General features: G+C 40.8%; 21 protein-coding genes. 7 read left to right on the top strand and 14 right to left on the bottom strand.

Annotated features, from left to right (window positions below; all coding sequences use genetic code 11):
- Positions 1-163: 163 nt before the first annotated feature.
- The 3 genes from GFB48_RS04020 to GFB48_RS04010 form a co-directional block, all read right to left on the bottom strand.
- Positions 164-901: a hypothetical protein gene (locus GFB48_RS04020; RefSeq protein ID WP_163931463.1), complete on the bottom strand. Its 738-nt coding sequence runs from the start codon at positions 899-901 to the stop codon at positions 164-166.
- Positions 902-1,285: 384 nt separating this feature from the next.
- Complete coding sequence (locus tag GFB48_RS04015; RefSeq protein WP_163931460.1) at positions 1,286-1,855, bottom strand: hypothetical protein; 570 nt, start codon at positions 1,853-1,855, stop codon at positions 1,286-1,288.
- Positions 1,856-1,865: 10 nt separating this feature from the next.
- Positions 1,866-2,480, bottom strand: a complete 615-nt coding sequence (locus GFB48_RS04010; protein WP_163931458.1) for an SGNH/GDSL hydrolase family protein — start codon at positions 2,478-2,480, stop codon at positions 1,866-1,868.
- Positions 2,481-2,705: 225 nt separating this feature from the next.
- Between GFB48_RS04010 and GFB48_RS04005 the strand changes: the two genes are divergently transcribed.
- Positions 2,706-3,203, top strand: coding sequence for an alpha/beta hydrolase (locus GFB48_RS04005; protein WP_163931455.1), 498 nt, complete (start codon positions 2,706-2,708; stop codon positions 3,201-3,203).
- On the opposite strand, the gene GFB48_RS04000 is transcribed toward GFB48_RS04005, so the two are convergent.
- The 3 genes from GFB48_RS04000 to GFB48_RS03990 are packed head-to-tail and all read right to left on the bottom strand — an operon-like array spanning position 3,196 to position 5,339.
- Positions 3,196-3,552, bottom strand: a complete 357-nt coding sequence (locus tag GFB48_RS04000; protein ID WP_163931453.1) for a hypothetical protein — start codon at positions 3,550-3,552, stop codon at positions 3,196-3,198. The genes GFB48_RS04005 and GFB48_RS04000 overlap by 8 nt on opposite strands.
- Positions 3,553-3,570: 18 nt before the next feature.
- The gene (locus GFB48_RS03995) at positions 3,571-4,749 is read right to left on the bottom strand and encodes a hypothetical protein (protein WP_163931450.1); all 1,179 of its coding nucleotides are present in this window, start codon (positions 4,747-4,749) and stop codon (positions 3,571-3,573) included.
- 56 nt (positions 4,750-4,805) lie between these two features.
- Positions 4,806-5,339: a hypothetical protein gene (locus tag GFB48_RS03990; protein ID WP_163931448.1), complete on the bottom strand. Its 534-nt coding sequence runs from the start codon at positions 5,337-5,339 to the stop codon at positions 4,806-4,808.
- Between the two features lie 162 nt (positions 5,340-5,501).
- Here GFB48_RS03990 and GFB48_RS03985 point away from each other — a divergent pair, with 162 nt between their 5' ends.
- The 5 genes from GFB48_RS03985 (at position 5,502) to GFB48_RS03965 (ending at position 10,077) form a co-directional block, all read left to right on the top strand.
- Positions 5,502-6,269, top strand: coding sequence for a HEPN domain-containing protein (locus tag GFB48_RS03985; RefSeq protein WP_240464822.1), 768 nt, complete (start codon positions 5,502-5,504; stop codon positions 6,267-6,269).
- Between the two features lie 3 nt (positions 6,270-6,272).
- The gene (gene csm6 / locus GFB48_RS03980) at positions 6,273-7,424 is read left to right on the top strand and encodes a CRISPR-associated ring nuclease Csm6 (protein ID WP_163931445.1); all 1,152 of its coding nucleotides are present in this window, start codon (positions 6,273-6,275) and stop codon (positions 7,422-7,424) included.
- An 80-nt stretch (positions 7,425-7,504) separates the two neighbouring features.
- Positions 7,505-8,896 carry a hypothetical protein gene (locus tag GFB48_RS03975; protein WP_163931443.1) on the top strand — a complete coding sequence of 464 codons (1,392 nt, stop codon included), beginning with the start codon at positions 7,505-7,507 and terminating at the stop codon, positions 8,894-8,896.
- Positions 8,897-9,198: 302 nt separating this feature from the next.
- Positions 9,199-9,660, top strand: a complete 462-nt coding sequence (locus GFB48_RS03970) for a hypothetical protein (protein ID WP_163931440.1) — start codon at positions 9,199-9,201, stop codon at positions 9,658-9,660.
- A gap of 84 nt (positions 9,661-9,744) precedes the next feature.
- On the top strand, positions 9,745-10,077 hold the full coding sequence (locus tag GFB48_RS03965) for a hypothetical protein (RefSeq protein ID WP_163931437.1): 333 nt from the start codon (positions 9,745-9,747) through the stop codon (positions 10,075-10,077).
- A gap of 107 nt (positions 10,078-10,184) precedes the next feature.
- Here GFB48_RS03965 and GFB48_RS03960 read toward each other — a convergent pair whose 3' ends face one another.
- The 6 genes from GFB48_RS03960 to GFB48_RS03935 all read right to left on the bottom strand — a co-directional run bounded on the left by GFB48_RS03960 (position 10,185) and on the right by GFB48_RS03935 (position 13,930).
- Positions 10,185-10,439, bottom strand: coding sequence for a hypothetical protein (locus GFB48_RS03960; RefSeq protein ID WP_163931435.1), 255 nt, complete (start codon positions 10,437-10,439; stop codon positions 10,185-10,187).
- A 9-nt stretch (positions 10,440-10,448) separates the two neighbouring features.
- Positions 10,449-11,426, bottom strand: coding sequence for a metallophosphoesterase (locus GFB48_RS03955; protein WP_163931432.1), 978 nt, complete (start codon positions 11,424-11,426; stop codon positions 10,449-10,451).
- Positions 11,413-12,600 carry a CRISPR-associated ring nuclease Csm6 gene (gene csm6 / locus GFB48_RS03950; RefSeq protein ID WP_163931429.1) on the bottom strand — a complete coding sequence of 396 codons (1,188 nt, stop codon included), beginning with the start codon at positions 12,598-12,600 and terminating at the stop codon, positions 11,413-11,415. The genes GFB48_RS03955 and csm6 (GFB48_RS03950) overlap by 14 nt, the downstream gene beginning before the upstream one ends.
- A 31-nt stretch (positions 12,601-12,631) precedes the next feature.
- Complete coding sequence (locus tag GFB48_RS03945; protein WP_163931425.1) at positions 12,632-12,874, bottom strand: hypothetical protein; 243 nt, start codon at positions 12,872-12,874, stop codon at positions 12,632-12,634.
- A gap of 1 nt (position 12,875) precedes the next feature.
- Positions 12,876-13,049: a hypothetical protein gene (locus GFB48_RS03940; RefSeq protein WP_163931422.1), complete on the bottom strand. Its 174-nt coding sequence runs from the start codon at positions 13,047-13,049 to the stop codon at positions 12,876-12,878.
- A 107-nt stretch (positions 13,050-13,156) separates the two neighbouring features.
- Positions 13,157-13,930 (bottom strand): hypothetical protein, encoded by a 774-nt coding sequence (locus GFB48_RS03935; RefSeq protein ID WP_163931420.1) that lies wholly within the window; start codon positions 13,928-13,930, stop codon positions 13,157-13,159.
- A gap of 175 nt (positions 13,931-14,105) precedes the next feature.
- On the opposite strand from GFB48_RS03935, the gene GFB48_RS03930 reads away from it, so the two are divergent.
- Positions 14,106-14,633 (top strand): hypothetical protein, encoded by a 528-nt coding sequence (locus GFB48_RS03930; RefSeq protein ID WP_163931417.1) that lies wholly within the window; start codon positions 14,106-14,108, stop codon positions 14,631-14,633.
- 36 nt (positions 14,634-14,669) lie between these two features.
- On the opposite strand, the gene GFB48_RS03925 is transcribed toward GFB48_RS03930, so the two are convergent.
- Both GFB48_RS03925 and GFB48_RS03920 read right to left on the bottom strand, forming a co-directional pair.
- A complete protein-coding gene (locus GFB48_RS03925; RefSeq protein WP_163931414.1) occupies positions 14,670-20,960 on the bottom strand; it encodes a DEAD/DEAH box helicase in 6,291 nt (2,096 codons plus the stop codon).
- 14 nt (positions 20,961-20,974) lie between these two features.
- On the bottom strand, positions 20,975-24,277 hold the full coding sequence (locus GFB48_RS03920; protein ID WP_163931411.1) for an STY4851/ECs_5259 family protein: 3,303 nt from the start codon (positions 24,275-24,277) through the stop codon (positions 20,975-20,977).
- Positions 24,278-24,327: the final 50 nt, after the last annotated feature.

The raw sequence follows: 24,327 nt of genomic DNA, 5'->3' as shown, positions 1-24,327 counted from the left end.
AGTTGATTAAGGAACTAAATTTAAAGGTGTAACCTATGTCCCCGAACAAAGTGTTTACTATGTCCCCGGTCTATACATTGACTATCGCCCCCTGAATATCACGCAATGATGGCCAGCATAAACGTGACACCGAAGTATTCAAAGTTCAACCAAGCACCAAGCTTTAATTTTCACGAATTTCTCTCATTGAATAATCGTACGATATTGTTTTTTTATGACAACTCAACAAGAAGCTTAAACGACCTTCGGTAGTGGGTAATGCAAAGAGACGGTGCACCTTAGTAGGTAAAAATAATAGAGTAGGATTATTGTCAAAATTTTTTGACTCAACTTCACATACTGCCATTGCTTTATCGGATGTATTACTGATGTAAACTTCCTTACCGACTTTTTCGCCATTTTGGCGGGATTCATAAGCTTTGACGTATAAATTGTCATACCATTCATCTCCCCAAACTTTTGCTGTTCTAGAGTAGCCAAAATAACCACGCTCTTTACGAGTAGCAGTTAAGCCCTCAGTTATGCTGCTAATAACGGTCTTATCAAAAATCCTATCTGGACCATAGCGAGTGCAACTAATATCTAATCCCATCGAATATTTGTCATTATTTTCATAATCTTGAAACATATAATCTAAATCGGCCGTCTCCTTTGACTTCAACATTAATACTAAAGGTGAATCTCCATCATTGAAGGCAACGACACAAATGGCATATTCATTACTTTTATTTTTTATAACGTATTGCTTGCCAATATATTCATCATGGAGATATTGCTTGTAGCTTTTATCTTGAAAGTGATCATCCCAAGCAGCGATAGCTGCAGTTGAAAATATGCCTAATCCAACTAATGCGCTTTTTGTTAGCCACCTTGATAAAATTCCATTAGTTTTCTTTTTCATATATTTCCCTACAAGCACTTAAATGTTTAATTTTTAAACAATAGCTAATTTGATTAAACTTTTCTAGTTTGAAGAAAATTTAAGGCTTTTGAAGCTTAATAGAGTTTGTATTACAAAACTGATCAAAGACGATTTGTAGTGGCTGTAGTGGCTGTAGTGGCTGTAGTGGCTGTAGTGGCTGTAGTGGCTGTAGTGGCAAGGTTAATTTGGCCAGTTTTAGTTGACCACTACACATATCCAGTCAAATAGGCACGTCTGACACAACGGCAGGTAATATTATAAAAAGGCGTATCTTATGGAGAAACTCAGTGTAGTGGCTTAGGCATAACAACCTCCTACAACTTGCACTCTAACAAGCATAGTAAAAGGCTGTAAAATTAGCCCTTAAGCATGGGTTTCTTCATTATGAGAGCGTTTTTTCGCTACCACTGCCGCAAACACAAAAAGTAGGAACAGTGGGAACATTGTGTGGCTAACCCCATTAATCAGAGTTAATTTGGCTCTAGGGTCGCTGGTATCCCAAAAGCCAATATACTTGGGTAGCGCTTGAGTGGGTTTATACTGGCAACGGCTTTGTTGCTCGCTATTAGGCGAGCATTCACTTAACGCTAACTTTGGATAAGCCATAGACGCAGGTATCACGCTATTATCCACTGCAAATCGTTTAATTTCAGGCTCTACCAATATAGGAATAACAACACAACAAAAGCCTACTACCATGCCTAATAACGTGGTTTTATACCATTGCCATTTTTTGTAATTCATACTAAAGAGCACTACAGCTAGGCTAATCCCCATAAAGGCAACAATCCAAATAGCCTGCTTAACAAACAAAGCATTAATGGCAAACGGCCAGTACCCACGAGCAACCAAACTGTGGTAAATCACCAGCCAACAAGCAAGTGCCAAAACTGCAAATACCCCAACCATGACCTGATTAAATAACTTACTCATATTATTCCCCCTAGTATCCAGCCATTGCGGTAATGGCTTTAGCAATTTTATAGGCACCAAACTTTGAAGGTTCGATAGGTGATACCGGAGCATAATCAGCCTTGCTATCACACAGGGTTCGTAAATCTAGAATAGGAAGGTCATTGGCCATGGCTTGCTGCAATAGCACTTCATTTAACACCCCAAGCGGGATTTGCTCTGCAACCGTAAGCCCTGGCACTTGGTTATAAACAGTGCATACGGTTAAGTCATCACAGACAGCCATGACTTGCTTTAACGTTTTGGCGTACGTGGCCTGATAACGTTGCTTAATTTCATCTAACGCTACAAACGGATGAACACCTGTACGGATAGCGGTTTCTAATTCCATGCGATAACGTAAAAAGTCATTACCTGAGATGCTCATAAACACTTTTTTGTTGTCAGCACCTAAGCGTTTAAGCGCCTCTAGCTGCGCAGGAATATCAGTATTAATGGCACCGTCTAGCGCCAGTAAATGTGCATCAGCTTTATCTGCTAACAACCCTTTAAGCTGGCTAATGACAGATTCACCCTCGCCCACATAAGGTTGGTTATCAAAAATCGAATCGCCAATTAATACAATGTCTTTGTTGTTATTTGTCATGTCATTTCTCCTTCATTCGACAATGACAATGTAACCAAAGCATAGGCATCAAACTGGGTTTATAAGCTTACAAACCATGGGTAGCGATAAAGCAGCTCACTCGAAAAGAAACCCATTGGCTTGGGCGATACACCAACCACAATAAACAAAGCGAGAATCACTTAACTTGGCTTGAATCTACGCCAGCTTCAAGCCATCATCAAAATACTTAACAAAAGGAATATTATGAAAATCTATTTTTCACACGGAAAAGAAAGTGGCCCCTGGGGCAGCAAAATTACCGCCCTAGCAGGAGTGGCCAAAGCTTATGGCTACCAGGTAGACAGTATCGATTACAGGGGCATTGAATCCCCAGATGAACGTGCTCAAAAGTTAATTCATATACTGCAAAAAGAAACTCAACCCTATTTGCTAGTGGGTTCAAGCATGGGGGGCTATGTTAGCCAACTGGCCAGTGAAGTGTGTAACCCTGTTGCCGTGTTTCTTATGGCACCCGCACTCTTTATGCCGGGGTATAAACAACAGCAATATCACCCACACAACAACCTAACCATAGTGCATGGTAATAATGATGAGGTTATCCCTTTTCAACACTCACAAAGGCTCAAACTCACTCCACCATCGCAAGTTTTACACATCATTGAAGGTGATCATTCGCTGAACTCATCGTTAGCCCAAGTGAAAGCGTTATTTGAGGTATTTTTGCAAAAACTGCCTAACTAAGCAGAGAAAAAATACGCCGAGTTATCATGTTATTGCTGCCGGTAAAGTTTTGGTGGGCAACAGCAGCTTGCACAGTAGAAACAAACAAGCCGACTGTAATATAACCAGCGCTTAGTAACATGGATTCAGCTTCCAAGACTAGATAGGCGCTAATCACTATAATGAGCAGGCTGATCACAAAAACCAGCCAGATAGCCCCTTTAATGCCAAAACGCGCCATTAGTATTCTGGCAATAGGGTTGGTTTCATGGCCTATGCTTTTGATTTTTAATTGGGTAGAGATACAGTCGGCCAACTTTGTCAGCACCAAACTGATCACTGTCAGATAAATCAAAACGTCAATAAACAAAACTTATTCCTTAAATAATTAACTTGTTTGCTGTTTCACATAAACCTGCTTCAGTTTCCACAGCAGTTCAGCAATTTGGCCAGGGGTTTCGCAGTCAACAAAGTAGCCGACTTCGCCTTCTTCTATTTGCAGTGAGGCTTCGTTGGCATCTTTAGTAACCGATACCCCAAACATTTCTTGATGGCACCATTCCAGCATCATATAAACCATTAAACCTTGGTCGCTCATGCCGCCTGAGGTGTTTCCATCGGCATCAACCGAGCAAAATATGCGGCCATAGCTAACATCGTCATAACTGCAGCCGGAGTCTTTGGCGAAGCAGTGACGCTCTAAATCCACCAAATTGGCATCAAGAGTCACTAGCTTATGGGGTAGCTGAAAGTAATAGGCCACTAGGTTGATAACCGACTGTTGCACTTCTGCAAAGCTTTCAGCCTTGCGTAAATCAAACGCAGGGTAATGGTCTTCCACAGTATCAGTAGTAACGTGATCCCATAAAAACAGGGTTTCAGGGTACATCACTTGGTTTGGTTCTAATTTAATATACATAGCATTGCCCTTAGCAGATGATTGAAAACACCTAAGCAATTTACCAATACCACTGCTAAAAGCTGACTTTATAAGCTTACAAACCCCATTCAAACTGCCCACACCATTCAAACCAGCAACAGCCTTAAGCTGCTTAAAATAAAGCTGTTGTAACTGGTACAGCTTCATCGCCAGCTTATACGGGGTATCGCTATTCTGAGGGCTAGGCAACATCGCTGACTCAACAAACACCGAAGCATCTTGCGCTTCATCTACAATTGCAATACCTATCAATTTAGGCGCCAGTACAGCAAACATGGCCTCAATCATTAAGCCAGAGTCATAGCGTTCACATACAGGTTCAAAACCTTTGTATTTACCTAAAAAGTGGCCTTTGTACTTAGTGTTATTAAATCCACTTTTTTCAATTAAGCGATAACAACTGGCTTCCATATAGCTAAATTTGGTATTGGCTTTAACCCGTTCAGAAGGCAGCTGAAAGTAGTAGCAACTTAAATCAATGACCGACTGTAAAATTACCTCAAAGCTTTTGGCAGTGCGCAAATCAAACTTTGGGAAATAGTGTTGCACTGTGGCCTTGGTTACATGGGGCCACAGTGCCAGGCTGCCCGGTTCACAGGGCTGATTAGGCATGATCTGTAAATACATAGTTCCCTCTAAAAATATAAACTGCCTTAAAGCCTACTAACCCAATACACCTTAAATTACGCAGCAGTAAGCTGTTGCTGGTACAGGGTTTGTATTCGTAAAAACAACTTGGCTAAGTCATAGGGGGTATCGCAGTCAGAAAAGTTAGGCAACACACCGCGTTTCACTCTAACTGATGCTTCAGCCTTTGTTGTTACTAGGGATATACCGTACAGCTCTTCGGCATCACAATTGAACATGGCATACAGCATTAAGCCTCGGTCTTCTATGCCACCTATGGCATTACCCTTTTCATCAATGCTGCAGCCGATACGGTTGTACTTCACATCTTCAAAACTGCAGCCATCAAGCAAGGCAAAGCTATGGCGCTCTAAATCAAAAAAATTAGTATCGGCCTTCACTATATCGGCTGGTAGCTGAAAGTAATAAGCACTTAAGTCTATTACCGACTGTAAAATTGCCTCAAAGCTTTCTGCTGTGCGCAAATCAAACTTAGGGAAATAGTTTTGCACTGTGCTTTCAGTAACGTGGGGCCATAACTCAGGGTTACCGGGCTCTAGGGGCTGGTTGTGCGCTAATTTTATGTACATAAATCCCTCTACTATTCATGGTAAACAACTTAAATAAATTACCCATTAATGCGGTAATTCGCACACTTCACAAGCTTGCAAAATGTTAGGTAATTTAAATCTGATCAGTAGAATAAACCCCATAGTAGATCTAATTAATCCACCTATCATGCAGGTTGTTGAATGCAAGCACAGCTCAAATATCAACCAAACAGTTCACCATTCACCCACAAACCGTTGAAAATAGCTCAAAAATACAACATCATCAATAAGTTACAGGATGTACCACTGGATGAAAGTATGGATAATAATAAGCTAATTCAACAGCATAATGCCCTTAGAGGCACAATACCTGATCACCTTACTTTACGATTGCACAGGGCCTTAAGCTGGTTAGAGCGAGCGGAGCAACCCAATACTGACGAGGACAGCCAGTTTATGTATTACTGGATTGCCTTTAATGCTGCCTACGCACAAGACTTCAGCATCATAAAAATGAAAGAATCTAAAACCTTTCAGTTGTTTATGCAAAAAATTGTAGGATTAGACAAAAACAACCTGCTATACGATTTGCTATGGAATAAGTACAGTACCGATATTAAATCCCTTCTAGATAACAAATACATATTCCAACCATTTTGGCTTTACCATAATGGCAGTATCGAGCAGCAAAAGTGGCAAGAGCTTTTCCGAGAAGACAAACAACAAGCCCTACAAGCGCTAGCCACACAAGATACCCCAAAACTACTCACCTTAGTGTTATTAAGGCTTTATACCCTCAGAAACCAAATCATGCATGGGGGCGCCACCTTTAATTCTAACGTGAACAGAAAACAGCTTCAGTTGGGGTTAAAAGTATTATCACAATTCGTGCCGCTCATTATTAGCACCATGCTAAATAACCCAAATACCATTTGGGGTGAAGCGAACTATCCCCTAATAGAGGAGTAATCAATGAACCTATTAGTCAGTGTGGTTGGAGCTAGCCCGCAAGTAGTAACCGAAACCCTGTATGGGCTTTATAAACAAAATTTACCTATGCCAGATAAACTGGTTCTCATTACCACCAGCAACTGCAAGCAAGCCATAGTAGATGGCCTAATTAATCAAGGGCAGCTACAGCAGTTTTGTTGTGATTACGGCTTAGCACCAATCCCATTTTGTGAACAAGACATTCTGCTGATCACTAATAACAACAATCAGCCGTTAAATGATGCCAAAACCATTCAGTGCCAAACGCACATGGCAAATTTTATAACGAAAACCCTAGCTGAATTAACTGCACACCCAGACAACGTGATCCACGCATCCATTGCCGGAGGCCGTAAAACCATGGCTTTTTACCTTGGCTATGCCATGTCTTTGTTTGGTAGAAAGCAAGATAGCCTAAGCCATGTATACATTAACGATGAGCATGAATTTGTAAAAGATTTCTGGTACCCAACCCCTTACTCAAAAGTGATAAATGATCCCCGTAAAGGCCAACTTGACTGTAACCAAGCTGAAGTCACCCTGGCCTTTATCCCCTTTGTACGAATGGCAGATTCTATTTCACCACAATTGTTAACCAGCATTCGTGACGCGTCATTTTCGCAAACCGTAGAAGTAATAAACAAAGCCCATAACCAGCAAATTCCTGCCGAACTAAACTTAGATAAAAAACGATTAGAGCTGGCTAACCAAAGGGTAAAATTTACTCCTAAAGAGTTAGCCTTTTTACTTTGGCTAAACTCAACTGAACAGGGTTTATTGGTAGGTAACAGTTTTGAACAAAGCATCCAGCCTACAGTGAGTTTTTTGCATATTTATAGCCAGCTTGCCAGTGATGTAAGGGTGTTTAATGGTTTTAACCTAGAGCCTGAAGACTTTTTTGAAGGGGATTACAGCCAAATAAAGCCGATGGAGCGTAGCTTTATACAAGTACTGGCCTCAAACATAAATGCCAAACTCAACAAAACGTTCGACAAAACACTATACAAACAGCTCCATATTGCCTCTACCCCTGAAAATTATGACACCCGCTACCAATTAGTAAGCGAGCTCTCGCTAACGATCACAGCAACTAACCCAATAAACGTGACGGCAGCAGACTTCATAAGCTTATGAAAAATCACCCCGAAAGCAATCGCGCTAATCTAGAAAGTAGCGAAGGCAAGCTGAATTAAAGCAAAATTATTAGGTAAAGCATGAACGAATACACAATAAAAAAACTCGATAAATCCACCCTTATAATGCAAATTCTCACTTTAATAGGGGTGACAATTAGTTTATACCTTTCTATCAATATCGTTATTACGGAAGCCGATGGCACGGATATTATTATCTTCACATATAAGGACTATTGGTTTACCTATATTCCGCTATTAGCATGTAGCATTTATGGTTTGATTAGCATACAGGAAAAATATAAAAACCCTATTACTCACCCGACACTGAAGCACTTCCCAAAACACCCGCACCCTATCATTACCATTACTACTATTATAGCGGTTTATGCCACAGTGCCACTCGCAATAGATATTTTCTCAGAAAACTTAAGTCTTTTTACTTTGCTGTATATAGCTGGATTTATCATCTTTCACGGAATAGTGTTTACTTATAATAGACATATAAATTTAAAAAAATATTTGAAAATCAATATCAACATAGATGATATAAAATACTTAATCTTGCATCTAGCCGTACGCATGGATCGAACCCCGAAACTCATCATTGTAAATTTATTATCAAACAAACTGTATGATGAAGAGTGGGAAAGTGAAACTATGCTATATGACATTCTTACACATGAGCACCTAACAAGCATACTGCTTAAAGGTGATATTCAAAAAGCATTGAGCATTGCCGATAAATATCTAAATCACTCTATATTAACCGAACAAAGCTATAACAACTTTGCATGCACCATAACCTTTGGTCAAACCGAAAATTATGAAGTATTGCAAAGGCCTAGTTTCGTAAGATTAGAAAATTTAAAAGACAAAAGCTCTACCGATTACAGCCTGATTTCTGCTTTTAACTATTTTTATGGCACCACGGTAAAGAAAGACAGAAAAATGGCGCTGAATCTGCTGTCGGTTGCAGCTAAAAAGCACCTTTTAGCTGTATTAGAGTTTATTTGCCTAAACCAAGATAAGCTGCCAAACCTAAACTTCAGTGAACTCATAATAAATAATATTTCAGCCTGTGATAACGTATGCCTGATGTACATTATTGACAGCGTTGCCTACCGACAAAATGACGTTAATCTACAAAGAAATGTTATTAAAGCTTATATAACACATCATAGTACCTTAGCTTACACAAAAGCACTAAGTGAAGAACCAAACCTCAGGCTAGAGCAATACTTAGAAGCGCAGAACCTAAACCTACTGCATGATGTGTTTTCTGCTATCACAGGTGAGCCGCATCATAATACTTATAATGCAGTGAAGGCGTTTGAAGAGCAATCAAAAAACATATTAAACCTTGCTAGAAAATCAGCATTTAAGCCCCGTATAAAAGTTTCAAACGACGGCTTAACAAAGCAAAATCTAACTCAGATTAACGCGTATTATGGCACTGAAACACAGGATTAAAGCTACACAGCAACGCCGCAGTTTTTAGTTAGTAAATCGAATTTCATAAGCTTATGAAGTCCTGACAGAATAATCACTAGTGCACAATAAGCCCTAACCTAATAAGGAGGGCTTATGTTTTTTTGGATCTTTTTAATCTTGTTTCTAGTATCCATAGTGGGTTGGGCCTGGCTCGAAATCGCATACTGGTTAATGAGTAAATTTGAAAAATACGGCGATAACGTAGCGACCTTCGCATTTATCATGTATGCATGCTCCACTATCAGTCTGCTACTAACAATTACTTAAGAGTGTGCTTAATTATGATGGATTACCAACAAATCAAGACGCCCACTGCCACGCACTACCAAACCTTGTTGGCACGTGGCTTAAAAACTGCTGATGGCGATAAAGAAACCTTTATCCATAACCATATTGAAGGTATTACAACGTTACTGCAAAAAAGGGCCGATAGTTACTTAAACTACGGCCCATGGTGGTGGCAAATCAAAAGACTGCTCAATGCCCGTAGTCCACACTATTGGGGAGACTGTTTCGACCATAAAATAGCAAAAATACATCACTTTGACGATACGGCACTGTTAGTTGTTGCCGCCTGGGATTATTCCAATAAGCAGTTTCAAGCGCTAAATGCCTACAGCCACCAGCATTACCTTAACGACGGAAGTTGGAAAGGCATGCCCTACCTACTGTCAGACCCAGATATGGAAGAAAAGATATACGAGCAGCAAATAAATAATACAAATTTTATCAACTGGCCATAACGCGACTTCATAAGCTTACGAAAACATTAACAGCAAACATTCAAGATAAAGTAATAGCAACTGAACAACACAAGGGATCGCATTATGGACCACAAAGAAATTAAGCAATTGAAGCAATTGAAGCAAGAGCTAAACCAGGCCTTGCTTGAGGCAAAACAGGCTAAACAAAAAGCTAAAACAGAGCAACAGAGGGCGTTAGAACTCCAAGAGCTAGCCAAAGAGATCATTAATGACAACGAACAGATGATGCTCTCTGTAGTAACGGGGATACAACAGGGAATGGAAATAGCCAATAAGTTGATAGCTGATCACATGACCGAAGAACAACAAATTGAATATAACAAAGTAATACAGTTACTTTTCCCAGATTTATTAGAAGCATTAAATCATTTAGGTGAACATGACCAACTGCACTAATCCACTAACATAAAGGTAAAACGATGAGTAGAGCAAAGCAAACCTTAATTGCAGTAATACTATTGGCCGCACAGGCCAATAGTTAAACCTCTGTATATGCTAGCCATTTAAAAATGGCTGCATATCTCAGCTAATATTTTTTCATCATCTACGCATATCTCCAAACAGCTGAGCAAGGCCTTATTAATAGTTTGAGGTGTTAGCTGTGTATGTTGTGTTAATACTTCCTCTGCTACCACTGCGTACTCATCTTGCTGATCGTCACCCCAAATCAAGCCTAATGGATCATTATCATGCAATAGCTGGTTTAGTTTATCTGCCAAGGCATTACGCTGGGCAGTGGTGAGTTTTGTTAAATCCATAAAGCCTCCTTACACGGTTGCCATAGTTGATGAAATAAAGTTTGTATGAATGCCCTTGTCTGATGAACGCATATCCACTTCAAACGCCACTAGCGGGTTATCATCCCTAGCGCCGTTATAATCCACACATACTACATAATCGCTTAACATGGCAGGTTGATTAGTAGGCTGCAGGGTGTAATGGCCAATTACCGTTAGCTTATTATCAATGGCGTCAGCAAAAGCGTTATAGTCAAAGTTATAGCCCTCTACCGCGACTGATTTTAAGTTTTCAGCCACCGGAAATGGCCCTGCCGATAAATCATAAAAATTATTGATTTGCTGAGCTGGCTTCCACCAGGCAATACGCACATTGGTGCGTGGGGTGCCGTTTTTATCTTCAAAGGTTTTACCATTAGGTAAAGTTTGCTCAGGCCCTTTTAGTAAGGTTTCTAGTAGGTGATAAAGCTCGTGGTTATCATCAAAGGCATGCTGCCAATGTTCACTCTTCAATGAATTATCCGAGTTTAAATAGGGCTTTAGCTTATTAATAGACGCTTGATGCCAGCAGGCATGGATCGCCCTAGCATGCTCAAACTCAATAAATAACGGCAGGGTTTTAAACCACTGAATGTACTTTTGATACTCTGCAGAATCTTGCCCCAGTTGCTGTATAAACAATTGGTGCTGCTTTTTATTGCTTGGGTTATCCCGTGGGCGCCAGTACTCGCCATTGCCCTTTGGTAGGCTCCAACCAATGGCATTAAGCTCATGGTTGGCCATAATACAAACTGCTTCACCGGCATCCACCATGGCCTTCACTTTATTGAGAGTAGCTAGGTGATCACAGGCGGTTTGTTCGGGCTTGTTATCAATTAAATCCCCCATGAATACATATAAGTGTTCATCACTCTTTGGCGTAACCAGTGCTTCTAGTTTGTCTATGCGGGCATGCACATCGCCAATAAAGGTAAGCTGTTTAGCGTGTTGATAATTATACTTCATCATCTTCCACCCTTGGCGCACCCAGCAAGCCTTGTCGGTTTGATTCAATAATTTTAATAGGCTGGCGCATGGTATGGCTGCGACACTGGTACTTAGCGCCACCACTACGGCTAAAGTTGGTGTTTGATATGCACAGGTAACGCTGCATATCGTGCGGCAGCATGGCCTCTATTTGTTTATTAAAGGTAGAGATTTGCGTTTGCAAAAAGGCGGTATCCATCGGCTTAGCCTTTTCAATAGGGCCAGTTTCAAAGGTAAAATCTTCAGGCTCTAGGTTAAAGCTATTACACACACGGCTGTCAGTGCTTATACGCAAATACTGGCGCATATATTCAATTGGGTATTCTTTATTATGTTCGAGATCGCGATCAGCATGAACCACCCGACCCTTACGGTAATGAAACCATAAAAACAGCGCTAAGGTTTTGGCGGTGTATTTAAGTTCAACCCCCAGCACCTTAATGGTAGAGGTGTTTAAATCCACCACCACCTCTACATTGCCGCGCTTAGTTTGGTTTAAGGTGGCCACCACCTGGGAATAATGCATGCCCTTCATGGTGTGGTGCAGCTTAGGATTTACATTGCCTGCCATACGTACAAAAGGAATAGGTGCGAGTTCAACCACAGCATCTTGAGCAATTAATGCTTCACCGTTTTTACCAATTAACGCTTGATTAGCTTGAGTTGGATACCAAAAATTAGAACCTTCAAAGCTTTCAGTCACATATACATGGTTCAAAGTATCGTCTGGGCGGCCAAACATACTCATGGCATAGCCTAAATAGAACGCCATGGTTTTGTGGCCGCCAGATAACATGGCATGCAGCACAAAGCTGTTGTCAGCGGTTAGGTAACCAATTTCGCGGGTAATAAAGTCTGCCAATATTTGTTGGCTGGCGGCGTCTTTGCCTTGCTTTAACGGCCTGCCCTGCTCATCGGTCACTACTCGAATATGGGATTCATCAAACTTAGCGGCAGGCACCCCTAAATCTTGCTCAAGGGCACGTAAATGGCCTTGGTTAATTAAGCCATCAATGGCTTTTTGTTGGCTTGCCTGGGTGGCAATAATATAAATTTCATCTGGGTAGCCACGGCCCTCTTGAACCATGGCATACAAACTTTCGGTAACTACCTGAGGGTTAGAGCCAGTAATGGCCACAAAACGATTTTTAGACATACTATTCCTTTAAATTACTGCCACAAAGGACTTACCAAACCTTGTGCTCGGTTTGCAAATTACCACCATTACTTTTTGCTTGATGGTATAAGCCAGAATTTTTAATTGGGCTAATGTTGTTGGCACTGGTACCTGGAATTTCCAAGCGTTGTTTTACGAATGCATCCCTTACGGCTTCAGAGGTATGAAGCGAAAATCCATCTTTTTTAGGGTAACCAAAATCACCGTCTTCCCAACAAGTCCACTCTACTACGTACAATAAATTATTCGACATTTTACTTTCCTTTGTTTTCGTCATTTACCAATAAACTTAACATAAAAACCTTCATTAATAACCACTTACCTTCAGGATATTGCCAAGCCCAGCTAATTAATTTGTAACCACCAAAAATAAACAAACCAAGGCTGGCAAACATACATGTGTAAGCTGCAATATCAGTTTTTGTCATAGGTCACTCCTTATTAACCGAACTCAATTCAGCTATAGAATAACCACTAACAATGCATGCCACTGAGTTTATAAGCTTATAAACTCAGGAACACTTTTAAGATATGCCTAGTTAGGCAAAGTAGAAAAATCAGGTATTTCTTCAGGGGTATACAACTCATCAAACACCTGCATAGACACTTCAGAAAAATAGGCAGAAGTTTTATAGGTGCTGCAGCTGTAATAAAAGGCCTGCCAAATATTAAAAGCCTGCTTTTTAGCGGCATTAATCAGCGTTGATTGCTGGCTTGTGGGGTTATCACCAAAGTTATGCCACAGCTTACGGTATAAATGAATAGACTCAACCACAGGTAATTCTGTTAACTCACAGTGGCCAAAGGGCCCATGGGGGTAACCTATTAACTTTAGGTTTTTTAAGTTGGCACCTTTGGCTGTAACAGGCTTAATGCTGTAATCCACCTCTTGAGTGTAGACAAATAAGTAATCGACCTTATTAACTTCAACACTGGTCATTTTAAGGGATGACTGCAGGTTATAGCTTAACCTGGCAAAATTAAGGGGCGTGAAAAAAGCAGGATTAGCCTGCTTAACCACAACCAAATAATTGTCTTTAACGGCACTGGCGGGCATCTGCAAATGCAGCATGGTTTCAGGTAAGGCTGGCAAACTAAAAGCACCATCAGCCCCTGTGGTAACCAAATGCTCAGGGTGGCTTTCAAAATAAACATTGTAACCGGCAGCAGGCTGCAAGCTTGCCCCGTCAATAAGCACGCCACTTACCTGTGGAGTATGATAAACGGTTGATATGGTGGGCACACAGGCACAGCTTATTAACCCTAGTAACACCACACCTAAACGTTTAATATAATCACTGCTTCCCATCGCCTTCCCTGCCTGTGTCAATCAATATGCCTGTTAAACCATCCTAGCAAGCACTGCTAAGTTTAAGCAACTTTGAATCTAAAGGGGGTCTGCAATTAAGTTTGTAAGCTTATAAACACCACTGCTGAACGCGAAATATGAAAATATAGCGACAAAGATTAAGGGAGATAAACAAATGCTAAATACATTAATTCGCAAGGCAACCAAACAAACGACTGATTATGAAGCTGTGGCTAACATAAAAGCAAAGCTAGGGCAGCTAAGCCATGTTGACTTTCATATTATGAGGAACGCCCTTGAAACTGGAGATCTACCAATCAGGCACATCAATCTGATAGTCGAGGCTACAGGGCTAAGCCAAGAACAAATTAATAAGGCAATGTTGGCCAGCCAGAAAGAATATTTCAAGCACCATAAACCTGAGTTTCCCAAGGTAACCATTAACCGAACAGTAGGCCGCCAAGCTAAAGGGTATATGGATTCAATAGGGCGCGGTGCTGTGCTAGGGGCCAAAGTAGCATTACCTGATGAAATATACTTTGCAGATAAAGCCCAACAGCTAGCGCTTGCTAAGTTAGCCATTGCGCAGTTTATCGCTAACAATCCAAATAAAATTAACACTCCATTTGGCAATATCGTGGGATTTGAAATCAAGTTAAATCTAGGGCACAAAAAATCATTTACATTAGCCGACTTTCTTTAATACCAACAAAAAAGCTCCCGAAGGAGCTTTTTCTGTTTAAGTGGCTGTCTTGATTACATAGATAATGGTTTTCCATTCAAACTGATTTTTAACACCACTCTGACTTCTCACCTCTATCATTCGTTTTAGTTGAGTATCCCTATCAAGGAAATCAAAAATACGCTGTGAATGCCTTGGGGCATCCATCCCCCAGTAGCCCATACCTTGATCTAGCCCAATACTATAATGGTTGCCATTTGCAAACTCTAAACAGAGCTCGCGCCTGTGTGGTACAGCAGCCTTATCAGTTAAAAGATGTAAATCGCAATTTAAGTCGATGCCTTGTTCAAACCAAAACTTAGTCACCTGCTCCATCTCGTCAAATTGATCCCAATCATGGAAAATACACTTGCCTGTGCTTTTTCCTTCAGTAAACAAACTTGTTAGCTTGAAAGGCGTATTGTCTGTTTTAGGTACAGCCTTTAAAACCTCACCTAACAGCATAATATTCCATGGTGATTGTAAGTAACGATCGGAATAATTAACCGCAACAACTTCAGAGCTTTCAAAATCTGCTGCCAAGCCTTTATGCTGAAGCAGTTCTGCCCAAAACTTTTTACCAAAATTGACAATAGAACCGTTGGCCTCAGATTGGAACTCAATTTTAGATGAATACTCTTCAGAAGATAAAGCAGGTAACTGATAGTTTGATAATTCTACTAAAGCAACATCTTGGGTGCTAGCAACAATATCTTGCTGCTCTTTGTGTAACCAAGTTGAACTCAGCGCGCCAGCACTTTCATTAGTACAGGTATAAGAAGTCACTTTGCCACCAGCAACACACTGCACTAAAACATCATTATTAACTGAATCACCGGCTTTAAGCAGTCTAATTCCCCTATGCTCGATAGAGTACAATAAACTTAAAGTCACTGAGTCATAATCAGCATCTGGTATAACCAATTCAAGCTCTAAATTATGAAGGTCACCCAGTTTATATAGGTATTGGTGTACTTCACGCGCCGCTAAATCCCATTCAGAAAGAGAACCATGAGCATAAAAACGCACCTTATTAACACCATGGTTAATTTGTTGGGCTATGGCTTCTTTCAACGTCCCATGGAAGTACTTAGCGTTCGCTAGCTTAATGCGGTCATCACTAAGATTGACATGGTTTTTAAAATCAACACCCAACCAGTTCAATGCTAAAGTTCTGTCTAACAATGAAGCACTATGTTTAGTCGTAGAATCGAGAATACACTTAGGGCAAGACTCTTCACATTTCGCTTCACATTTTAGCTTAGCCACCATATCTACCAATAAAGATTCAATTTCAAAGGCTGCACTTGAAGCAAATCCAGCACCGCCAGAAACAACGTCATACAACTGAATAGCCATATATGCTCTATTTTGCTCATCACGTTTTTCTTTAGTTGCACAAGCCACTTCATCTTTATTAATACCCAATTTTTCAGTTAGGGCGTTTCTAAACCCTACAGCCAAGGTATGCGCTATCTTTTTACCATCGGTTGTATTTTCAATATACTCATTAGTGATTGGGTGAATCAGAACAAGCTCAAAGGCATCCGTGACCGTGTTGCAACCAAAATGGATATTCGGCTGTACCGTGTTCTGACCAGCACACGGTAGCAATCTCTTGTTTTCATCCCTGTCATTCGGGGTTGTGATAATAGGCGTATGAGGTTCATCGGGTTTCAATGCTGATGGGAATGTATCATCATCAAGCATTGACTCAGCTTTACCACATTTTAAGCACACCGCATAACCATGCCCATGTTCGCCTGAAGAATGTTGAAAGTATTCAGCGTTAGCAGAATAGCGCATATATCCCAATGAACTATTTGGTAGTGCATGCTTATCACCTTCAATATTCAAACGGGCTGGTTGAATAGGTACGTAATGCTGGTTACTAATATTATTATCAGGTTCATCATAAAAATTGGTGACAAACCCTGTCGGAGTCAGCACTTTTTTAATCGATGTATCTAATACTGGTCGACCACAGTTATTACACTCAATATTTTCAACAGTAAGTTCCTCCAACCCTGTTTGACCACAATGCTTGCAGTGCCAAGAACGATCGAATTTTTGTGCTTCTCGTCCATTTTCTAGGTGGAACTGTTGCCAATTTAAGGATACACCAGCGCTTCGATACACTTTGCCATCAAGCACTAGCTCTGTGCCTGGTGCATACTCGCGAATAGCCATCCCTAAGTTTCTTGACGGTAAATCCTGTTGCGCGTAATAAGTCTGATCATTCTCATGGAAATCAGCAATGTTATTATGATTAAAAGAAACCACATCGGTTGGGAAACCATAACCAGGTATAAATGCTTTACCGGCAAGCTCTTTAATTAAATGCTGCTGACGTAATCGAGTTAAATCAATATTAAGTCTAAATTTATGTGCACTTCCTTCTTCAGCCTGTGCAAGGTTTGCCTGAAGCTCGTTTAATTGATACAACCAACGTTTTTCAAGCTCACATAATTTCTTGTACGTAGCACTTAAAATATGATCCACAGGCACATCTGATAAGGCCGTTTTAGCTACCAAACTGCTAACTTTTCTAATAAGTGAATCAGTTGGCTCTAATAGGAAATTTTTAAACTTTTCCGCCTTACTTTTAGCATCCACTCCTTCGCCTAAAGGCTCATAAAACCATTGCAGGTTTAATGTTGTATTCTCGTTAGCTTGCGGTCCAACAACATCGTGTAAAAATGAAGCTAAAGCTGCTGAGTTAATATGCCTTTGCACTAATATTTCAGAATTTAAAGAAATATGTGGTGCAGGTATTTGAGTATCAAAAGGCCATAATGGCTCATAAAATACTTGTGCATCATGAGGGTTATTTTTACAAAGTGTATAAGTAATCGCACGGGATTCTTTACTACGCCCGGCACGGCCAGCACGCTGTAAATAATTGGCAGGGTGTGGCGGCACATTATTCATTACTACCGCAGAGATACCACCAATATCAACCCCCATTTCCATGGTGGTTGAACAGTTAAGTACATTAATTTTACCGGCTTTAAATTCTTCCTCATACTTTTGCAATATAGCTTGGGATTGTTGGGCTGAATGCTCCGCACTACGGTAGTAAAAACCGCCTTCTACTACACGATCACCCTGGTTATTCCATAGGTTAGTTTCACGCAGGGTAGCGACAGCCTCATCTGCAAGTACTTGCTGGCGAATATTTAATAGTCTTTCTTCGTAAGCTTGATTCTGTTTTGTGAACTGCCAATGCTCAGGTAACTCTGCTTTTCTTGTGCATTTATAACTATCAATAGAATCGATATTGCGTGGCAAGTATGGAATTAAACCAGCAAAACAAGTATCAAAAAGTTTATTGGTTAGCGGGCAAACATAAGCATTAGCCACTAAGGAAAAAGTAAGCTTATTACGCTTGAGATAAAAGTTATTTCCAGTGGAAGAAAGAATTGAATAACCCACTGTAAGATCATTCCAAGCAGCTTTTAACCAGTCATCAACAATCTCAAGTTGATCATTATCGCTGCCGCTAAAATTAACTGCAGACTTGAGTAATTTAACGAGCCTATGCTGCGGCCTAGATGTTGCCAATGGCCACTGTTCAAATTGATAAGTTGAACGTTGATAGTTAGGATGCGAAGGTAATAAAGGGGCGCCTAATTTTTTATCATTCACATAGGTGCCTAGCCATTTACGCCAGTCCGAACCAAGATCAATGAAATTATTACTTCTCACATGCATGTCTAATGCGGTTTTCAAAAAATCACGCCAATCTGTTGCAGTTAAACCGTAGGCCAACCAATTTTCAGGAAGTTTTTTATCATCAATATGTGCAGGCAGCCCCTGATAATCAACTTTAACCAAACCTAGGGTTTCTAATGTGTTCTGATACTTAGGCCTATTGTTGAATTCACGAGTAAGTAGCATTTCTGATAATGCTTTAACCCCCGCTTGACCTCTATTAAACACTTTAGGTGCCACTCTATAATTAACGGTCATCATAATGTTATTTAGATCAGGTAAGTTGGAAAGTTCTTCAACTAATTTATCCCATGTTACTGAGGCGAGTTGAATCCCTACATTACCATTTAGTATTTCTTCAGCCTGTGCTCTCATTTGATTTGCTTGTGCAGCAAGGCCAACTTGCTCAAGCTGATTAGCAATTGTTAGCAACTCTTCTGGATCAGCATCTGGATTGATTTGATCATTACCTTCTTGCTGCAATTGAACTTCAGCAAGTATTTTGTGTACAAGTCCACGTAATCTCGAGCGTTCAGCTTCCTGTTGCATTTTTAAGGATAACTTTGCTGTTCCCTGCCTACTATCAGTAAAAGTAATTAACTTGCGACCACGACCTGGTAAATCTTCCGGACCTTTCGCTGCATCACCAACATGATCAGGGCAATACTCCAGTACTGTAGGTAAAACCTGCGTAACATAATATGGTGCACCCATGTAGGCACCCCTTAAGGCTTTACCTCGACCTTGCCCTGTAAAACCGCAATAGCCACAAAGATTTTCTGCACCGTTATGAATATAAAGATTAATGGCATCTTCAGAATCACCGGCATCAAGCATTCTTGTTTCCTTGTTAATGCTTGTCCAAGAGTAGCTTCCATCCAACTCTTTCGGGGCTGTGCAGAGCACTACTGCAGCAGCACCTAAAGCACCTCCCTCCTCCTCAGGCACAATAACTTCACCCTCATCATCAGAAGTATCACGACCATTGAGGGCTGCAAGAGATTCAAACTCATCAATATCATTATTGGGCTGGGTTATTACACCATTCTTATCTTGAGCGATTAAGTGGGGCTCATTACAATCATTACAGAAAGTCAGCTCAACCACTGGTGCACCACAGCTACAACTAGATACTTGCTCTGGATATACATAGCCATAGCGCCAACCATTTTTTAAAGGGGTTTGTTCTTTAGCTGAGCACTTAGGGTCAATACAACTCCATAAACCGTGCTGCATGCGCTGAAAAATATGAGATCTCACCTTTAAAAAAGCTTCAGCTTTTTTTGTAGGTTTTGTCCCCGTTAGTAAATCAATCCATTTTAATAATTGTTGCTGGGTAAATTTATGCTTAAACCGGCTTTCTATGCTGCTATCTAGTTTGCTTAACTTAATTGCCTTACCTGCAGTGATAAAGGTTTGACGTATATAGTTTGCAACCTCATTACCACATAGGGCCTCATAACGCGCAGCAGAAACCTCAAACTCTGGTTCAATCGCCATTAATTCGTTTAACTTCAGTTTATTCGGCACAGTTTTAGGCAATTGGGGGACAGAGCGGTGACCATCAATCACTAAAATTTGGTCCGTGCTAACACCAGCTAAGCTTGCTAAATATTCAGCCAGCTGCCTTTTTGCCTGCTTGGCATCACCACTACCAATGGTTGCCGATGTCGCAACAAAACGAACATCTTTTGCCTCTACACCAAAGGCTTGCATTACACGCCTTAACTGCATAGAAAGCTCTGCGGCCTGTGAACCAACATAAGTATGCGCTTCATCAAGTACAATCCAACGCAGTTTACCCTGTGACTTTTCTAAAATAGGCGCATCAATATTACGAATTAATATATGCTCTAGCATACTGCCGTTGGTTATTAACAAAGGTGCAGGCTGTTCACGCATTAACTCACGCGATAATATTTCATTTTGGTTGATCGCCTGCCTTGGACGCACCTGACTCTTTCTCTGAGCGAGGTCACTTTTATACAGACAAAAGCGTACCTTATCGTTAAAGTCTTCAGTCCAAGCACCTAAACGTTCTCGCTGTGAATTAATTAAAGCGTTTAGTGGGTATAAAAATAACGCACGCACCCCTTCTAACCGCTGCCCAGATTGCTGATATTCTCGGTACAGATCTTCAAGGATCGGCACCATAAAGCATTCCGTTTTACCTGAACCTGTACCTGAAGTCACAACAATAGATTTAGGGTCATCTTCGCTAAGTACCGTCTGCCAGCTTTTTAGCTGGTGAGTATAGGGCTTGAACTCACGACCAAAGCGGTTTCTATGGGGCACTGCTTTATTATTTTCAGTACGCTGTAGGTGTGGCTTATCTAGTGTATCTAAGACTGCTTCTGATAATAGCCCTTGCCCTTGTGAACGCGTAAGCTCAGCCATAGTTGGCTCTGCTTGTTGCCAACCAAAGGTATGCTCAAACAGCGGATCTGCTAAAAAACTACCAGTTTCCCCCGCTTCTTTTCGCATTACTTGGTTTAGGTGTGCACGTAGATGAGGGTTATTCACCCCCAACACACTTAAGGTAGACTCCGTGGTACGGTTAATACTTTGATGAATTAAATTAGAGAAATACTTCATTGGCTTTATTTCCTTTAAAGCTCATTAAAATCAAGGTGTAAAAACATAGAGTAAGCTGACTCAAACCAATCTGTGCTAAGTAGCTTTAGTTCATGGAACTGATAAATATCGACTCTGCCAATATCCTCAAGTACCCCTTTTGCATGCATGGCGCAAATGATTGGGTAGCAAAAGGCTGGTACTAGCTCTTTTGTGACTTTGTTCAATACTTCTTCCAGAAGTGGATAATCAACTATTATCTGCTTCCAAAGCTGAACTTGTTGAAAGTGAATATCTGGATACTGCTTAAAATCACTTTGGTTAAGCATATTTTCACTAGCTGAGTAATAATCCCTCGTATCATTAACCAACAAATTATATGCCTGTGCATATAAAATATTCAAAGCAATCTGAGGTGGGATTTTCTCAACTTTGTCACCATGCAGTTGCGCTAAAAACGCCTCTGGTAGAAGCTTGTTAAGGCGTTTAAGCTTTGCCGCCATGTCAGCTAATAAATCATTACGCATTGTCTCAGTTGGTAATAATTCATGCATTTTATCTTTATAAAGCGCATAAGCCTCCTGCCAAGACGACAGCTTACTGGCTTCCCATAAAATCGGGATTTCAGTATTCAGCCTTTCAATGAAGTCTTCATCAAACTCAAATTTAAACATTAGCATGGCTAATGCACCGCTGTGTTTAGAAATCTCTTTCCATACAACAAACGTTGAAAGTGGCAGGTGATTGTAGTTTGTATATAAATCTTTTAAATAAGCCCAGCTAGGGTGCATGAAATCGTTCGCCATTGCATCAAGTACAACAGTAAACACATCATTGTTAGTTCTTGGGTGATAAGTTAATGCCGCCTGTTGTAAAGATGCCGCAGTTCCTTCAAATTCTGTTCGTGTTTCACCTTGAATAAAGGTTGGTCTAAATGAAACCTCAGAGTCTTCTGCTGAGTAAACAATCCCGCCCTGCCCTTTAAACTGAGCTGGTATTTCATAGCAGTCTACAGCAATACCATCCTGCAGCTTTTTCTCAAGCTTTACAGGGCTACGCTCTGGTACATTAGGCTGCATAAAGTAAACGGCTTCATCAGTAGCTAACCACTGCTCATTAAAAGCAGCAGAGTCTAATATCGCGGCGCTGCCGCATTCTAGTTGCTTGACATAATATTCATACCGTTTCACGCGGGTTAAGCGGGTACTCGAAGCATTATGGTGAATAGCAAGTTCAACAAACGAATCTAAATTAGCCGAATACGAAAGCAGACGCTTAATATCCTCTTTAAAGCTATTTAAGCCAATCTTTAGGGGCTTTTTATCAACTTTAAATTTATACTCTTGGCGTACTTTATTAACTGCATCCAACCTAAGCTCTAGTACAAATTCTGCCCCAGCTGTTCTAGAAAACAGATTCAATTGTGCCCCTAACAAACGGTTCAAAGTTATCACCTTTGGTAACGCTTCACCATCCGCTAAATAGACACTATGGCCCGTTTTGGGGTAAGGCAATTCGATCTCTACTTCGCTAGCACCTAAAGAAGGTTGTAACTTTAAGGTACAATTGGCCGGAGGCAAGGCACCCTCATGTACCATAGCGAAGGCTTTTCCACCTTCTAAATTGCTACGTTTTACTTCACAGCCTTGAGCCAGCATTTTACTGATCATGTTATGCTGCGAGTAAAAATGAACGATTGAATTATGGTTATCTTCGGTAAACTTGAAACTTAAGTCAGCAGGTAAAATGGCTATTTTACGGTTTAACAAGGTATCGCCATCGGCATTAGTTACCTTGATCTGGTTAACCCCATAACCAAAACTGCAGTCATCAACGCTGTTAATGGTGACATTCAAACCATGTTGGGCGGCAGAGGTGCCTTCTTGATCAACCACTTTAGGCTCACCTAAAAACACCGTACTAGGCTTAGTTGGGTAAGGTAGCTCTTTACCCTTTACCATCAACAAACCAGTTTTCATACCTTGGTGATTAGTCGCAATACGATAGCGGTTATCGCCATTTACAATTCGAATATTACCTTGCAGTTTAAATAATTGAAGTAAGCCAAAATCTGTATCTAGTTCCTGTGCTTCTGTTATCTGGGCAAGCTCATTAGAAACCTCGCACGACTTAGGTAACACGACATAGACTTCTGGGTGGCGAGTCAGTACCGTATTCTGGCCAATATACTTATATTCACCATTTTCTTTTACAAATACTTGTGGGGCATTGGCAAAGTCCAAGGCGCTATTTTCAAGTTGTATATTGTCAATATCAGTGCCGTCAACACTTAAATTCAAATATAACGGGCTGCTTGCTTCTTGACGTACAAGGCGCTTTTGACTGGCACGGGTATTTAACTTAGTACCATTTACAAAGTTAAAATAGCCTGGGGCGAACTGGTGTAATGTATTGCCATGTTGCTGCAGCGCTATGGAAGCACGGCTTCCAGAAATATCAGCTTGTAATAGATCTAGTTGCATGCTTTCTGGCATAGTGACTTCAGTAATCACTTTAAATGGCTGCAGCTGCAAGTAACTCTTACAACGTAAACGTGCCTTGATTCGTTTGGTTTCTTTTACACCCTGTTTCGCAGAAGTTAGCCAATTTTGAATCAGATCATCGGCAGCATTAAAATCTAACAGCAGTGGAAATTCTTCACGCCATGTTGGAAAGTGTTCATTTAAATACTCAACAGGGTGAGCATTATTAGCATGCTCTTCAAGCGACTCAGCCAGGCTATAAAGGTGCTTTGCACACAATGCAATTAAGCTTGACGATTCTTCATTAGAAAATGCTTGTGGCAAAGCGGCTAACGCTGGCTCAACCAGCTTACTAACAGGTAAGGCCCCTAAAGCCACTTTATAATACTGCTTAAGAATGATTTTTAAAGCATCAGAAAAACGGCCATTGCCATCTGCCACCAGCTTAATCGGTAACCCACCTTCCCTGAACAGGCTAGCCAAATAGGCTGTGCCGTTGTCTTGGGTGGCCAGCTCCCTTTTCCAAAAGATAACCAAGCCAATACGTATAGCATCAGCACGTTGCTGGGCATCAAATTGAAACTCTAACTCTTCCCAAAACTCAGCATAAGAAAAACCCTCGCTACCTTCGTAATTACGGCGATAAAACTCTGAACACCACAGGGTAAAACAGGCGCACCAGTGCTGGTGATTAGCATTATTAATACCTTGCACTGGCTCAAACTGAGTCACAACCTGCAGTAGAGTTTGAAACTCGGCATGGGTTGTACGGTATTGATATAAGGCACGGCCATCAATGGCCTCAATATTTCTTGCCTGTAAAAAGTCATCTATAAATTGTTTTGGAGTAATCATTTATTCATCCTTGTAGCTTAACCCAACTAAGCTACTTTTTTAGCGCACGC

This window comes from Paraferrimonas sp. SM1919, assembly GCF_010993985.1.
Taxonomy (GTDB): domain Bacteria; phylum Pseudomonadota; class Gammaproteobacteria; order Enterobacterales; family Shewanellaceae; genus SM1919.
This window is presented reverse-complemented; position numbering and strand designations above follow the sequence as displayed.